Genomic DNA, 14,947 nt, shown 5'->3' with positions numbered 1-14,947 from the left:
CCCCGCCGGGGGATGGTGAGCACCCCAACCGCATGATCGGGTACCCCCACCGTCCCAAATCAGCAGGCCACCACCCCCAATCGCATGATCGGGTGCACTCACACCCGAACCAGCCGAGGCCCCGCCCCAATCGCATGATCGGGTGCGCCATCCCCGCCGTTTCCACCCCTCCCGCCGTTCCCTCATCCGAAGAACGGCGACCGCCCCCAGTCTCATGATCGTGTGCACAGACCTTCCGTTTCGAGCCGGTGACCGCACCCAGTCCCGTGATCGGGTGCGCCGACCTACCGCTCCAGAACGATGACCACACCCAACGCCTCGTTCGGGTGCAGTCACCACCTGAACAAGACGCGAACGGAGGTGACAGCTCCCGACCCGCAATCGGGGACGCCGGCCAACCCTTCGAACCCGCACCCGCACCCGCACCCGCACCCGCACCCGCACCCAGTCGCATGATCGGGTGCGGTGGCCCTCCGTTCCGGGAAGGTGACCGCACCCAGTCCCGTGATCGGGTACGCCGCCCTACCGCTCCAAAACGATGACCGCACCCAACGCCTCGTTCGGGTGCAGTCACCACCTGAGCAGGACCCGAACGGCGGTGACAGCTCCCGATCTTGTGTTCGGGTGCCCCCACCGCCCCGAAACGGAGGGCCACCGCACCGGATCATGCGACCGGGGACGCCCACCGCCGGCAACGACAGACGGCAGACGGCAGACGGCAGACGGCAGACGCTCCCGGTCCCGTGATCGGGTGCACTCACCGCCCCGCGATGGCAGGCCCGCACCCCAACCGACCGATCGGGTGCACTCACCCTCCAGAAACGACAGGTCAGCGCACCCGATCACCACACCGGGAGCCATCACCACCCTGGCTCACCGCTCCTGACGGCGAGCGCCCCGGACAACCCGAGGGAAGCGTCCACTGCACCCGGCCGACGAGGTAACCGCACCCGAGCAAACCGTCCCCCAGCGGCGGTGGCGCACCCCCAACCCGCGAGAGCGGAGCGGAACAGGAGCGAGAACAGAAAGGAGAGCGGGTACGTCAACAGACCGCGACCCGGCCGGCTCCCCCTCAGAGGTTCAAGCAGATGCGAACGAGCGTGCCCCCAGGAACCGTCGCCGTGTAGACCGCGTCGCAGATCCGCTCCACGATGGCCAGGCCACGGCCCCGGACCGCCTCCGCCGACGGCATCGCCCGCCCGAACGGCCGCGCCGTCCCTTGATCGACCACATCGCAGACCACGCGGCCGTTCTCCGCCCACACCCGGATGTGCCCGCCGCCTGTCGTGTGCTGGAGCGTGTTCGTCGTGAGTTCGCTGACCGCCAGCGTCAGCAGGTCGATGCGTCCCGCCGGCAGCCCCAGTGCCAGCGCCCGTTCGGTGACGAACGCCCGGACCGCCCGCAGGTCGTCCGCGACCTGATAGGACATGCTGTCGGTGGTGTCAGGCATAACGGTCCTCGTCAGCCAACGCAACAAGCGAAGCCGACGCAACAAACGAAGCCGACGCAACAAACGAAGCCGACGCAACAAACGAAGCCGACGCAACAAACGAGGCCGGCTCAACAGACCGGGCCGGCACGACAAGCAGCGTATCCAGCCCGGTAAGTTCGAGGACATCGGCGACCGGCCCAGCCGCGTCGACCACGCAGACACAGGCACCGGATCGTTTCGCCACGTGGTGGGCGGCGTCCAGGCGGTGAACGCCGCTGGAGTCGATGAAGGCGAGCCGGGTCATGTCGACGCGCACGACGCCTTCACGGCGTACCGCGTCGAGCAGGATGGCCGTCAGGTGTTCCCGGGCGGACAGGTCGCATTCCCCGGCGAGGGCGACGGTGATCCGGCCGGCCTCGGCGGACGTCCTGGCCTCGAATCTGCCCATCGACTGCCGTACCTCCCTGCGGGTGTGTCGGCCCGCCGGGCCCATCATGTCACCCGCCGGGCCGGAAAGCTCACGGCGTCATGATCCCATCGGCGGGGTGCCGCCTGGTCACCGCGTTGATCAGCGTTCCCAGGGCTGCCGCGAGGGTGTCGATTCCGCCGGTGGGCGGACCGGCCGGTTCCCGCATGTAGACGTCCCGGCGGATCTCCAGCATCAGTGCGGCGACGCGGGTGTCGCGCCGCCAGTGGGCCAGTGGCACGTAGCAGCCGGCGAACGGGCTGTTCAAGGCTGTGTCGTCGTGGAGTTCGCGGGCGAGGGCGATGAGCCGGCCGGGTGTGTGGTCGGGGTCGGTGCCCAGGCAGAGGTGGGGTCGTGGTCCGTCGCCGTGCATCTCGTACGGGAGGGGCACCGCCGGATACGAGTGGACGTCGAGCAGGATCGCTCTGCCGGTGGCTGCGAGCCGCTGGTCGGTCAGGGTGCTCATCGCGGCCGCGTACGGATGAAAGTGCTCGTCGAGGAGGGCCTGGTCGCGGGCCGGGTCGTCGTTGCGCAGGCGCCGGCCGGCGTAGCCGTGGGTGTAGACGGGTCCCATGCCGACGGCGAGCATCTCCTCGGTGTCGTCCGGGAACCGTTCCGGGTCGACGACCAGGCGGGACAGCCGGTTGACCAGTGTCCAGGGCCGGAGTGGGGCGTGGTCCGCGGCGCGGGCGGCGATCACGTCGGTGTACGCGTCGGTGAGGTGGTCGAGTTCGTCGGCGAGTGCGGCGGGGCCGGGCAGCAGGCCGGAGTCGACGATCGTCCGGGAGGCGTGCGGGACGTGCAGGATCACCGGGGAGTCCGGGTGTCCCGGGATGATCTGGAAGCTCATCGTGGCAAGGCTAGGGCCTGTGACGAGGTGGGGGCGGAGCGAGGCGGGGTCCCGGTGTCGTCCGGCCGCGTGTCGATGCGGGCTTCGGGTCCGTCGTGCGGGGATCCCGGTCCGGGTTCCCCGCACGACGGGGTGGATCAGCTCTGGGCGAGCTCGGTGCAGATCGTGTTGATCATCAGGTAGGTGACCACGTACGGGTCGACGTTGGCGTTGGGGCGACGGTCCTCGATGTAGCCCTTGCCGTCCTTCTCGACCTGCCACGGGATGCGCACCGACGCGCCGCGGTCGGAGACGCCGTAGCTGTACTCGGTCCACGGGGCGGTCTCGTGCAGGCCGGTGAGGCGCTCGTCGATGCCGGAGCCGTAGCCGTCGACGTGCTCCTGGCGCTTCTTGCCGAGGGCCTCGGCGGCCGCGATGATCGCGTCGTAGCCCTCGCGCATGGCCTTGGTGGAGAAGTTGGTGTGCGCGCCGGCACCGTTCCAGTCGCCCTTGACCGGCTTGGCGTCGAGGGTGGCGGACACGCCGTAGTCCTCGGCGATGCGGTAGAGCAGCCAGCGGGCGACCCAGAGCTCGTCGGCGACCTGCGGTGCGGCGACCGGGCCGATCTGGAACTCCCACTGTCCGGGCATGACCTCGGCGTTGATGCCGGAGAGGTGCAGGCCGGCGTCGAGGCAGGCGTCCATGTGCTTCTCGACGATCTCACGGCCGAAGACCTCGTCCGCGCCGACGCCGCAGTAGTAGCCGCCCTGCGGGGCGGGGAAGCCGCCGCCGACCGGGAAGCCCAGCGGGCGACCGTCCTGGAAGAAGGTGTACTCCTGCTCGATACCGAAGATCGGCTCCTGGTCGGCGAACTTCTCGGCGACCTCGGCGGCGGCACGGCGGGTGTTGGTGGGGTGCGGGGTGCCGTCGATCAGCTCGACCTCGCACAGCACGATGATGTTGCTGCCGCCGCGGATCGGGTCCGGGCAGGTGAAGACCGGGCGCAGCACGCAGTCGGACTTGTCACCGGGCGCCTGGTTGGTGCTGGAACCGTCGAAACCCCAGATGGGGGGCTCGGCACCGTCGGCGAGGATCTTGGTCTTGGAACGCAGCTTGGCAGTGGGCTGGGTGCCATCGACCCACAGGTACTCGGCCTTGACAGCCATGTCGTTTCTCCCTCAAGTGGCGTACTCGGTGCGTACTCCGCTGATACTGGTGCCATCCGGTCAACAGTCGCTAAACGTTAATCTCGGACAAACCCCGGCGCAGCGAGGGGATGCTATCGGCCGAAGATCAAATCTACGTTTCCGAACCGGATCAATCGCCCGGTGACTCCCGTCATGCCATCCACCACGGTCAGAGCCCGGTTCGGGCCGGAAGCCCGGTCCCGGCGGGCCGTAGGACCTTGCCCAGGAGGCGTCCACGCACCACGATCAGGTGAAGTAAGGAGCAAGGAGGCTCGCCGTGCCGAACCAGAAGATCGTCGTGGGCTACGACGGAAGCCCGGACGCCCGCAAGGCCGCCCGGTGGGCGCTGGACGAAGCCGTGCGCACCGAGGCGCCGGTCGAGCTCCTCTACGCGTACGAGTGGCCCAGTTACGTCCCCGCCGCGGCGATGATGCCGGCCGCCGCCGTCTACCCGGACGCCGACACCGACGACGCCGTCGGGGAGATGCTGACCAGCGCACTGGCCGCCGCCTCCGACTCGCATCCCGGCGTGCGCGTGCGCGCCCGGGTCGAGCACGGCACCGCCGCGGTGGCGCTGACCCAGCGCGGCGCCGAGGCCGGCCTGATCGTGGTGGGCGGCCCGCGCCACAACCCGGTCCGCGCCCTGCTCGGTTCGACCAGCGCCTCGGTGAGCGCGCACGCCCGCTGCCCGGTCGTGGTGGTCCGCGGCGAGCCGCGCGCCACGGATCCGGTGGTCGCCGGTGTCGACGACGCGCCCACCTCCGGCCTCGTGCTCGGTTTCGCGTTCGAGCAGGCGGCGGTCCGGGGTGTCGCGGTCCGCGCGGTGCACGGCTGGACCCCGCCGGACGGCCGTGACCTGCTCTGTGAGGCGAACCTGCGGGCGGTCGCCGCCGAACGCGAGCGCCTCGAGGGCGTGCTGGCCTGCTGGCGGCGGCGCTTCCCGTGGGTGCCGGTCACCTCGGAGGTGGTGGTCGGCGGTCCGGGCGAGGTGCTCGCCGAGGCCGCGGCCGGGGCCCAGCTGGTGGTGGCCGGCGCCCGGGCCCGCCGCGCGCTGCGGGTCGTGCTGCGCCCGTCGGTCGGTCGGCATCTGCTGCACCGGGCCCGGTGCAGCATCGCGCTGGTGCACCGCGGACGCCTGATAACCCCTGAGGGCCGCTAGCATCCGGGCTGCCCGGATCATCAGGCAATCCCCCAAAATCACCCGTATTCGCCTCTACAGTGAGTCGCACAGACGCACTGATCCGGAGGACGGGATGCAGCCGGGTACCACCATCTCCGGGCGAGGCCTGCTCGAACGCCTGCTCGGCGACCGCAGCCTACTGATCAAGAGCACCGTGGCGGCCGGGTGCGTGGCCCTGGTCGCGGTAATGGTCACCGTCCTGGCGCTGACCCGGATGTCCCAGCTCCGCGACGACCTGCAGGCCATGAAGAGCAACCATGTCGACGGCATGGAGCAGATCACGAACATGCGCGGTGGGCTCTCCGGCATGTACCGCGGCATGGTGATCTACGCGATCACCGTCAAGACCGACATCGCCGGTCTCAAGAGCGCGATCACCACCACCACCGACGCCGACAAGCTGGTGGACGCGGCGGTGGCGAAGTACCAGGCGATCGCCACCGCGTCCGGCGCCACCGACCGCCTCGACGCGCTCACCAGTTTCTCCGAGGCCGTCGCGCACTACCGGGCACTGCGCAACACCATCCTGTACGCGCTGCCGCTCGCCGACGGCTACACGCTGCCCGCCGCCGCCGACGTCGGCGCCGAGTTCAACACCGTCGAGACGGCGATGAACACCGCGATGGACGACCTGCAGACCGCCGAGGAGGCCGACGCCGACGCGATGGCATCCGCGGGCGCCGGCGAGTACCGCCGCGCCCAGCTGATCACCATCGCCGGTCTGGCCATCGGTTTCCTGCTCGCGATCGTGGTCGGCTTCGGCGTGATCCAGCTGATCAAACGGCAGCTCGCCACGGTCGCCGGCGCGCTCAGCGCGGTCGCCGACGGCGACCTGACGGTGCCGGCCGAGGTCCGGTCCCGCGACGAGCTGGGCCAGATGGCGATGGCGGTCAACCGGGCCCGCGAGGGTCTGCGGGACACGGTCGGCCAGCTCACCCGGGGGGCGGACGTCCTCGGTGAGGTCACCCAGCGGCTCGGCGGCATCACCGCCCGGCTGGACAGCGAGTCCCGGGAGGCCGCCGACCAGGCGCAACTGGTCGCCGGCACCGCCAACGAGGTCTCCGGAAGCGTGCAGACGGTGGCCGCGGGCAGCGACCAGATGGGCGCGTCGATCCGGGAGATCTCCGAGAACGCCAACAACGCCGCGCAGGTCGCGTCCAGCGCGGTCGGTGTCGCGCAGGCCACCAACGACACCGTCGCCAAGCTGGGCACCTCGTCCGAGGAGATCGGCAACGTGGTCAAGGTGATCACCACGATCGCCGAGCAGACCAACCTCCTCGCGCTCAACGCCACCATCGAGGCCGCCCGTGCCGGGGAGGCCGGCAAGGGCTTCGCGGTCGTCGCCACCGAGGTCAAGGACCTGGCCCAGGAGACCGCGAAGGCCACCGAGGACATCGCCCGCCGGGTCGAGGCGATCCAGGCGGACACCGCCAGCGCGGTCGAGGCGATCGGCGAGATCTCCCGGATCATCGAGGAGATCAACGACTACCAGGTGACCATCGCCTCGGCGGTCGAGCAGCAGACCGCCACCACCAACGAGATGAGCCGCAGCATCAGCGAGGCCGCCCAGGGCAGTTCGACGATCGCCGAGAACATCAGCGCGGTCGCCGCCAACGCCAACGCCACCACGGCCGCGCTCGGTGACGCCGACGCCTCGGTCGGTGAGCTCACCCGGGTCACCGGCGAACTGCGGCACGTGGTCCAGCGTTTCCGGGTCTGATCTCCTTTTCCGGGTACGCGCTGAGCACCGTCACCGGGTACGCGCTGAGCACCGTCACCGGTGCCGCAGCAGGCGCTCCACCCGGTTGATCAGGTCGGTCATCGAGAACGGCTTGACCAGGTACTCCTCGGCTCCCACCGTCCGGCCGAGGTCCATGTCGCCGGGGCGGCCCCGGCCGCTGATCATGATGACCGGGATGCGCGCGGTCTGCGGCGACGAGTGCAGCTCGTAGCAGAAGGTGAGACCGTCCAGTCCCGGCATCGAGACGTCCATGACCACCAGCTGCGGGTGCTCGTTGATCGCCAGTTCCAGCGCGGTCCGCCCGTTGTCGGCCACCAGTGTCCGGTACCCGAGCGCCTGCAGACGGAATTCGATGATCTCCCGGATGTTCTCGTCGTCGTCGGCGATCAGCACCGTCGGGGGTTGCAACGCGACCGCCCAGTCCTCGACCCGCCACATGACCCCGAGGTCCTCGGCGTCGCTGAACGCGATGGTGGTGGTCGACCCGGACGACTGCGGCATGGCGGCTCCTTCTCCGTGGATCCCCAGTGATCGGCCGGGTCCGCCGCCGGAACAGGGAGATCACCGTTGCGATCGGGGTGCCGCGGCCCACACCGCCCCCGGTGGTGACAGGTTCCCGCCCAGCGTTTAGGTTAGGGTTACCTAATCTTGCCGGGGAGGCGAACGTGACCCAGACAGTCGTGCCAACCGAGACGACCCCGTTCCGGTTCTTCCCGGTCGAGGTCGCCCGGGTGACGCAGCTCAGCCCGAGCTTCATCCGCGTCACCTTCACCGGCGACGACCTGGACCGCTTCGGCGACAACGGATGGGATCAGCGCATCAAACTGATCCCGCCGCTGCCCGGCAGCGGCCACGACCACCTGCCGACCGGCCTGGACTGGTATGCGCAGTGGCGCGACCTGCCCGAGGATCGCCGCAACCCGATCCGCACCTACACCGCCCGCGAGGTCCGCCAGGGCCGGCGTGAGCTCGACGTGGACATGGTGCTGCACGGGGTGAACGGACCGGCGTCGCGCTGGGCGGTCGAGGCCCGCCCCGGCTCCACCATGTGCATCCTCGGCCCGAACGCCGACTTCACCGGCAGTTCCGGCGGCATCGACTTCCACCCGCCGGCGGGCACCCACCGGATGCTGCTGGTCGGCGACGAGACCGCGGTCCCGGCCATCGCCTCCATCCTGGGCGGCCTGCCCGAGGACGCCTGCGGCGAGGCCCTGCTCGAGGTCCCGGAGCACGGCGACGAGCTGGACATCACCGCCCCCGAGGGCTTCCGGGTCACCTGGCTGCCCCGGGCCGGCGTCACCCACGGCACCCTGCTCGTCCCGGCCGTCGAGGCGGCCGCCGCCCGGCTGATCGGCGACTGCACCAACCGCGGCACCACCGAACTCGAGGACGTCGACATCGACGAGGAGATCCTCTGGGAGGTGCCGGACGGCACCACCCCGGCGATCGACGGCTTCTACGCCTGGCTGGCCGGTGAGGCGGGCGTCATCAAGACGCTGCGCCGCCACCTGGTCGCCGGCTGCGGCGTCGACCGGCGTGCCGTCGCCTTCATGGGGTACTGGCGGCTCGGCCGCGCCGAGTGCTGAGCAGCCCGCCCGCGGGGACGCGCCGCCGCCGGTTCCCGGTCTCCCCCACCCCGCACCACCCCCGCCGCTGATCTCCTCCATCGACGCATCCCCCTCTGTTCAAGAACCGACAGCCGGAGCTGCTCAAGAACCGACAGTTCCGGCGTCGGATCCCTGCCAGTCTCGGCCGGGTGCCGGTTGCCGAACCGAGGGGGATCCTTGTCCGTCTGCTTCTTCGTGCCCGCGCACATCGTCGAGCACCTCGCCCGCAACGCCCGCCGGCTGGGCCTCGACGCGGACGCCGCCCGGCGCACCGCCCTCGCCTCGCACGCCCTGCGCCGGACCCGGCAGGCCACGGCCACCGGCCTGGAGGCGCTCACCCCGGCCCGCCCCGGCGAGGGTGACCGGCAGATCTTCGACGACGACCACCGGTGGACGACCGGCGTGAAACAGGTCCGCGGCGAGGACGACATCCCGGCCCCCACCACGGCCGCCGGCGCCGCCTTCGACGCCCTCGGCGTGACCCGGGCGTTCCTGCGTGAGGTCCTCGGCCGCGACTCGATCGACGACGCCGGCATGCCGCTGCTCGCCGACGTCAACTACGGCGTCAAATACGGCAACGCGTTCTGGGACGGCACCCGGACCGTCTTCGGCAACGGCGACGACACCGTGTTCCGGGACTTCACCGCGGACGTCGGCGTCTGCGGCCACGAGGTGGCACACGGGCTCACCCAGCACACCGCCGGCCTGGACTACACCGGCCAGCCGGGCGCCCTCAACGAGGCGTTCTCCGACATCGTCGCCGCCTGCGTCGAACAGTTCGCGCACCGCACCGACGCCGGCGAACACCACTGGCTGATCGGCGAGGGCGTGCTGGCCGACCAGTGGCGCGGCGAGGCGATCCGCTCGATGGCCCGCCCCGGCGCCGCCTACGACAACCCGGTCCTCGGCCGCGACCCGCAGGGCGCGCACATGTCGGCGTACGTCCCCGGCGGCGCCCCGCACGTCAACAGCGGCATCGTGAACCGGGTTTTCCACCTGTGCGCCACCACGCTCGGCTCGTTCCCGGCCGTCCGGATCTTCTACGCCGCCCTGTGCGACCTCTGGCCACGGGCCCGATTCCTCGATTTCGCGTACGTGGTGAGCGAACAGGCCCGCCTGCTGGCCCGCGACGGCCGTGTCCCGCGCGGCGCCCCGCACACCGTCCGATCCGCCTTCCGCGAGGTCGGCATCCACTGACCGCTCAAGTCGCCGCCGGGAATGCCGACCATCGAGGTCCCACCGGAATCCGACCGCTGAGGCAGACCACGATGACGATCGCGCGCTACGCCCTCCGCACCACCGCTTTCGCGGCCGCGTTCCTGCTCGTCTCCTGGGCCGCCTCCGGGCCGGTGGAGGTCTTCTCGTCGATCGCGGTCGCGGCCCTCTGGATCGTCGCGCAGGCCCGGGCCGGGCTGCGCCGGTTCGACGTGATCGCCCTCGGCACCACGGCCATGGTCGTCGCGGTGCTCCAGGGCACCGGGATGCTGATGGCGCTGGTCACGGCGATCGCGGTGATCCTGCCCGCCGTGGTCTTCGCCGAGCTGCTGGACCGCTGGGTGCCGGGCTGGTGGCAGGGCCGGGCCGACCGGTTCCGCAAGCAGGACGCGGTCCTCGGCCGGATCATCTCCTCGGCGATGCTCGCGGCGGTGACGGCGGTCGTGCTGCGGGGCGTCATCGACCCGTCCGGGTTCGACCTGTCCGGCACCGCGGTGGCGCTGGCCCGCGACGGCGCCTCGATCCTGATCCTCACCGTGGCGGTGCGGGCGATCCGTCAGGCACGGCGTCCGCGGCGGCCGGTCCTCTCGGTGGTCAGGTAACGGCAGAAATCGCCTCTTTCGGCCGTCAGAGCGGGTAGCGCGTACCCGATAAAGGTTTTTGTCGGTCTTGTTCGCCAGAAATTTACATAGCTTTTCGTCAATTGCCTGACACTTCCCCGGCAGGCACACACCGTGACCATCCGGCGGCACCGTCACCCCGCGCGGTTTTCCCGCAGCGCTGACCTGGGCCTTCAGCCAGGAGATCTGCGCCATATCAGCGATCCGGTCACGCTCACCGCCCGTAGCAACGAGACGCATATCGCCGAATGATCGACTCCAGATCCGATCGTCGGATGGAACAATCATCGGCTTGAGACGAACAGGCACAACGGGGAAGGCGGCCTGCATGACGACCTACGGACGATCCGCGCGACTTCTGCGCCGGTACGGTCCCTGGACCCTCGCGGTGACCGCCGCGACGGTCGCGGGGACCTACGGGCTGCACCGGGCCGCGCCGGTCGAATACCGTTCCGAGGCCTCCGTGCTGGTCGAGTCCCGGGTCGTCCGCGACACCGCCGCGGTCGCACCCGACCTGAACACCGAACGGGCGATCGCACTCTCCGACGCCGTACTCGCCCCGGTCGCCCGCGAGGCCGGCCGCAGCACCACCGACCTGCGCGACAGCATCGAGGTCACCGCACAGCCCGGCACGAACGTGCTGACGATCGCCTACGACGACGAGAACCGGTTCACCGCCCAGCGCCGCGCCCAGCAAATCGTCGACGCATACGTGAACTATCGCGGCGAGGAGACCGCGGTCCTCAACCCCTCGGTGGCACCCAGCGCCGCCCCGGCCGCCTCCACCCCGGCGACCGCCACGGCTCCGGCCCGCAACGCCGACATCTCCGCACTCTCCGCGGCGAGCCTGCCCACCGACCCGCAGAACCGGCCACTCGTGCCCGACCTGGCCCTGGGCCTCGGCGCCGGCCTGCTCCTCGGCGCCGGCACCGCCCTGCTGCGCGCCGGCACCCGCGGCGGCATCCGCAGCCGGGAGGACTACGCCCAGCTCGGCGCGGCGACCGTGCTGGCCACCGTGCCCCGCTACAAGCGTCCGAACGGCACGGTCAGCTCCCCGCCGGTCATGCTGCGCGACCCGGGCTCCCCGGCCGCCGAGTCGTTCCGCTACCTGCGGGCCCGCCTCCAGCCGAAACTGCACCCGATCAACCCGACCACGGTCCTGGTCACCAGCCCCGGCGACAAGGAGGGCCGCACCTCCACCGCGGCCAACCTGGCCGTCGCCCTCGCCCAGGCCGGCCGCACGGTCGTCCTCGTCGACGCCGACCTGCACCGCCCGCGGCTGCACGACGTCTTCCAGGTCGCCGGCGAATACGGTCTGACCACCCTCCTGGACGGCGACGCCACCGTCTCCGAGGTCCTCGAGGACACCGTCGTGCCGCGACTGCGCCTGCTCGCCGCCGGGCACCGCGCCGAGGAACACGTCGACCTCCTCGAAAGCCCGCAGCTCGCCCGGGTCCTGCGCGCCGTCCAGAAACACTGCGACGTCGTCGTCCTCGACTCGGCGGCCGTCCTCAGCGTCTCCGACGCGATCGCCCTGGCCGCCCTCAGCGACCGGGTGCTGCTCGTCGGCGACTTCCGCCGCACCAGCCGCGAGTCGGTACGCCGCGCCGTCACCGAACTCGCCGGCGTCGTCCACGACAACCTGGACCTGGTGCTGCTCAACGCCCCGAAGACGGCCGGCGCGCTGGTGCCCCAGCCGCGGGAGGTCAGCCCGACGGCGACCATCCCGTTCTCGTACGCGCAGGCCTCCGCCCTCCCCGCCACGGCCACCGCCGCCGCGGCCCCCGACGAGGAACACGCCGAACTGGACGAGAGCGTCCCGCCCGAGTTCGAGCGCCGCTACCTGATCCCGGTGGTGTACGGTCCGAGCGGCGGCATCCCCACCCTGTACAGCTCCGCAGCCGCCGAGATGCCGAACAGCCCCGACGCCGAGATCCCGGTCTCCCCCGCCGTCTCCCTCGACTCCCTGACACCCGCCGAGCCCGCCGACGGCGACTCCCCGGCGTCCGCGGTCACCACCGACGGCGACCCCTCGGAGGACACCGTGCCGCCGGTGGACGACAACGCCGCAGACGATCACGCCGACAACGACCGCCCGCGGGACGACGAGCGGGACGAGCCGACCGGCAACACCTACGTCTCGGTCTCCGCCGCCGTGGACACCGACGCCGACGACACCGAGGTGATAGCCGACCCCGCAAAGCCGCGCGCCTGACACCCACGGCGTTCCCGGAGCCCGCACGCCGTTGCCAAGTCCGCACGCCGTTACGGAGCCCGCAATCCTGATGCACCGCGGGCCCCACGAGCCGCGCACCCGGCAACCTCGCCCTTCGTGAAGCCTCTCCAGCACCCCTGCCGGACTCCGAAATGATCGAAGCCGTGCATCTGACTCCCATCGAAGCCGTGCATCCGACTCCCGTGGTGGCCGGTCAGGTGCGCTCCCCGGTGATGTAGCCCTCCAGGGTGGAACGTTCGGTCTCCAACTGTTCGATGCGGTGCTTCACCACGTCCCCGATGCTCACCACTCCGGCCAGCCGGCCGCCGGCGGTCACCGGGACGTGGCGGAAGCGCCGCTGCGTCATGAGCCGTTCCACGTCTTCGACCTGCGCCTCCGGGCTCACCGTCCGCACTTGCGTCGTCTGGATCTCGCTGACCGGCAGCGCCAGGATCCCGGCACCTTTCCCCGCCAGCGCCCGCACCACGTCCCGTTCACTGACGATCCCGTCGACGGTCGTCCCGTCCCGCGAGACCACCACCGCGCCGATCCGATGTTCGGCGAGCACGCCGAGCAGCCGCTCGACGGTCGCGTCCGGGGTGACCGTGACAACCTGGTCGCCCTTGACCCGGAGAATGTCGCTGATCCGCATAGTTCCTCCCTGTGCCGGTCGGCCCCCGCGTACTACCTTCTATGCCGAACCGCCCCCACCCCTGTCAAGGTCGCGGTACGCAAAGACGCCACTCCCCGAAATATCCGGGAGTGGCGTCTTCGGTGTAGCCGCGTGATCAGCGATGCAGCAGCGAGGCGATCCGCCCCCGCGGTGGCGTCTTGGCCGCCTGCCGGCGCTTCAACAGCACCACAGCCGCGGCCGCCGCCCCGACGACCGCCAGCAGTCCCGCCGTACTGGACTTCGGCTTGCTCCGTACCGCCCCGCGGGCACGCGTGCCCGCACTCGACGCCCGCATCCGGGCCGCCGACGCTTTGCTCCGGGCCGTCTCGACCACTTGCCGAGCCCGCGATCCGGTCCCGTTCTCCTCCGCAACCGTCGTCTCGAGCTGGTCAGTAGTCGAATCACTGAAAGTGGTCGGGTTCGTGGTCATAGCGCAACCTCTCTCCAGATGCAGCTGACTGGCCTGAGTCGTGTTATGCCCTTCCTGCGCCGGTTATCACCTCGAAGACGCCCCCCAACGCCCAAACCCGACGTTAACCGCCCCACACCGCCACCGTTGTCCAAGACTCGACACAACCCTCACGCACGGCACACCCCCGCCCATGCCGCTCAGCCAAATTCGATCAACGTAGTCGCCAGTAACTACGCGATCCCCTCCGCCGCTGCGTCTCGTCGGCCGTCGGCGGTCGGCGTTGGCCGTCGGCGGTGGCGGTGGCCGTCGGCGGTGGCGGTGGCGGTGGCCGTCGGCGGTGGCGGTGGCCGTCGGCGGTGGCGGTGGGCAGCGGCAGCGGCAGCGGCAGCGGCAGCGGCAGCGGCAGCGGCAGTGCCAGTGGCGTGACTGGCCAGTCGCATCAGCGAAGCTCAGCCGTTTGTTGCAGCGCGGGTTCACATCCAAGATCAACGTAAACTGAGTGGCATCGCGCAACCGCCAGCCGTCGCCCACGGTCATTTTCGGCTCGCGAACGAACCGCAACCGACGGCCGAGCCGGTCGAGCCGTCGCTTACGGCTGTTCGAGAGGCGGAAATCAGCCGCCGGCGACGGCTCGGGGGAACCCGGCCGTCGCCCACGGTCGTTGTCGGCTCTCGGGTGGACCGCGGACGACGGCCGGGGATAGCCGGAACGCCACTCAACCTCTTCCGATCTCGGCGACGGCTCGTGTCCAGGGTGCGAAGCCCATCCGCGTGGTGACTTCAGGCGCGCTGCGCACCCGAAGTCACCACACCCGTCGAGCGTGGTGATTACGGCCGCCCTACGCGCCCCAAATCACCACGACGTCGTGGACCGTGGTGATTACGGCCGCGCTGAGCGCCCCAAATCACCACACGGACGCTGACCACGAAACGTGTCGAGGGGGGAACCGACTAACTCAACCCAGGCAAAGGGCGAGTGGAGCAGGCTTCAAAGAAACGGCCGTGACGAGTGCAGGAAGAGTACGCACTCGAGAAGGCCGGCCGTGACGCGCTGCGGGGAGAAGAGACAGGCAAGGTGTGGGGCGTGTGGGGCGTGGAATGGCGAGAATCGCGCCTGACCGCCCGGAGTAGGTCATCCCACGCCCCACACCGTCCAGCTCGTATTCTCCGCAGCCGGAGAACGCTGTCAGAATCGCGCTGTGGGAAACGCCCGGGACCCGGATTCCAGTGTCCCAGAGGTTTGGAAAAGTCCGGAAACGAAGAAAGGCCCACCCCGAAGGGTGGGCCTTTCTCAACGTTAAGTCCGGCGGCGTCCTACTCTCCCACACCCTCCCGAGTGCAGTACCATCGGCGCTGGAGGGCTTAGCTACC

13 protein-coding genes are annotated in these 14,947 nt (G+C 70.5%); 6 read left to right on the top strand and 7 right to left on the bottom strand.

Annotation, left to right across the window (positions count from 1 at the left end; all coding sequences use genetic code 11):
• Positions 1 to 1,072: 1,072 nt before the first annotated feature.
• From QSK32_RS22490 to glnII, 4 genes are all read right to left on the bottom strand, one after another.
• On the bottom strand, positions 1,073 to 1,450 hold the full coding sequence (locus QSK32_RS22490; protein WP_285473061.1) for an ATP-binding protein: 378 nt from the start codon (positions 1,448 to 1,450) through the stop codon (positions 1,073 to 1,075).
• Entirely contained in the window at positions 1,443 to 1,880 is a 438-nt protein-coding gene (locus tag QSK32_RS22485; RefSeq protein ID WP_285473060.1) for an STAS domain-containing protein, read from the bottom strand. Before QSK32_RS22485 ends, QSK32_RS22490 begins: the two co-directional genes overlap by 8 nt.
• A 70-nt stretch (positions 1,881 to 1,950) precedes the next feature.
• On the bottom strand, positions 1,951 to 2,748 hold the full coding sequence (locus tag QSK32_RS22480; protein WP_285473059.1) for an N-formylglutamate amidohydrolase: 798 nt from the start codon (positions 2,746 to 2,748) through the stop codon (positions 1,951 to 1,953).
• A 137-nt stretch (positions 2,749 to 2,885) separates the two neighbouring features.
• The gene (gene glnII, locus QSK32_RS22475; RefSeq protein ID WP_045748187.1) at positions 2,886 to 3,893 is read right to left on the bottom strand and encodes a glutamine synthetase; all 1,008 of its coding nucleotides are present in this window, start codon (positions 3,891 to 3,893) and stop codon (positions 2,886 to 2,888) included.
• 298 nt (positions 3,894 to 4,191) lie between these two features.
• On the opposite strand from glnII, the gene QSK32_RS22470 reads away from it, so the two are divergent.
• Both QSK32_RS22470 and QSK32_RS22465 read left to right on the top strand, forming a co-directional pair.
• Positions 4,192 to 5,073 carry a universal stress protein gene (locus tag QSK32_RS22470; RefSeq protein WP_285473058.1) on the top strand — a complete coding sequence of 294 codons (882 nt, stop codon included), beginning with the start codon at positions 4,192 to 4,194 and terminating at the stop codon, positions 5,071 to 5,073.
• A gap of 94 nt (positions 5,074 to 5,167) precedes the next feature.
• Positions 5,168 to 6,814, top strand: coding sequence for a methyl-accepting chemotaxis protein (locus tag QSK32_RS22465; protein WP_285473057.1), 1,647 nt, complete (start codon positions 5,168 to 5,170; stop codon positions 6,812 to 6,814).
• 54 nt (positions 6,815 to 6,868) lie between these two features.
• Here QSK32_RS22465 and QSK32_RS22460 read toward each other — a convergent pair whose 3' ends face one another.
• Positions 6,869 to 7,336: a response regulator transcription factor gene (locus tag QSK32_RS22460; RefSeq protein WP_052721249.1), complete on the bottom strand. Its 468-nt coding sequence runs from the start codon at positions 7,334 to 7,336 to the stop codon at positions 6,869 to 6,871.
• Positions 7,337 to 7,500: 164 nt separating this feature from the next.
• On the opposite strand from QSK32_RS22460, the gene QSK32_RS22455 reads away from it, so the two are divergent.
• The 4 genes from QSK32_RS22455 (at position 7,501) to QSK32_RS22440 (ending at position 12,492) form a co-directional block, all read left to right on the top strand.
• Positions 7,501 to 8,421: a siderophore-interacting protein gene (locus tag QSK32_RS22455; RefSeq protein ID WP_285473056.1), complete on the top strand. Its 921-nt coding sequence runs from the start codon at positions 7,501 to 7,503 to the stop codon at positions 8,419 to 8,421.
• A gap of 198 nt (positions 8,422 to 8,619) precedes the next feature.
• Entirely contained in the window at positions 8,620 to 9,639 is a 1,020-nt protein-coding gene (locus QSK32_RS22450; protein ID WP_285473055.1) for a M4 family metallopeptidase, read from the top strand.
• 71 nt (positions 9,640 to 9,710) lie between these two features.
• Entirely contained in the window at positions 9,711 to 10,259 is a 549-nt protein-coding gene (locus tag QSK32_RS22445; RefSeq protein ID WP_285473054.1) for a hypothetical protein, read from the top strand.
• A 346-nt stretch (positions 10,260 to 10,605) separates the two neighbouring features.
• Positions 10,606 to 12,492: a polysaccharide biosynthesis tyrosine autokinase gene (locus QSK32_RS22440; RefSeq protein WP_285473053.1), complete on the top strand. Its 1,887-nt coding sequence runs from the start codon at positions 10,606 to 10,608 to the stop codon at positions 12,490 to 12,492.
• 214 nt (positions 12,493 to 12,706) lie between these two features.
• Here the strand turns inward: QSK32_RS22440 and QSK32_RS22435 are convergent, their stop codons facing one another.
• Complete coding sequence (locus QSK32_RS22435; RefSeq protein ID WP_285473052.1) at positions 12,707 to 13,144, bottom strand: CBS domain-containing protein; 438 nt, start codon at positions 13,142 to 13,144, stop codon at positions 12,707 to 12,709.
• Between the two features lie 136 nt (positions 13,145 to 13,280).
• Positions 13,281 to 13,595 carry a hypothetical protein gene (locus tag QSK32_RS22430; RefSeq protein WP_285473051.1) on the bottom strand — a complete coding sequence of 105 codons (315 nt, stop codon included), beginning with the start codon at positions 13,593 to 13,595 and terminating at the stop codon, positions 13,281 to 13,283.
• Positions 13,596 to 14,947 lie beyond the last annotated feature (1,352 nt).

Source organism: Actinoplanes sp. NBRC 101535, assembly GCF_030269225.1.
GTDB classification, from domain to species: Bacteria; Actinomycetota; Actinomycetes; order Mycobacteriales; family Micromonosporaceae; genus Actinoplanes; species Actinoplanes rectilineatus.
The sequence above is the reverse complement of the archived record's forward strand: the minus strand, read 5'-3'. Positions and strand labels throughout refer to the sequence as shown.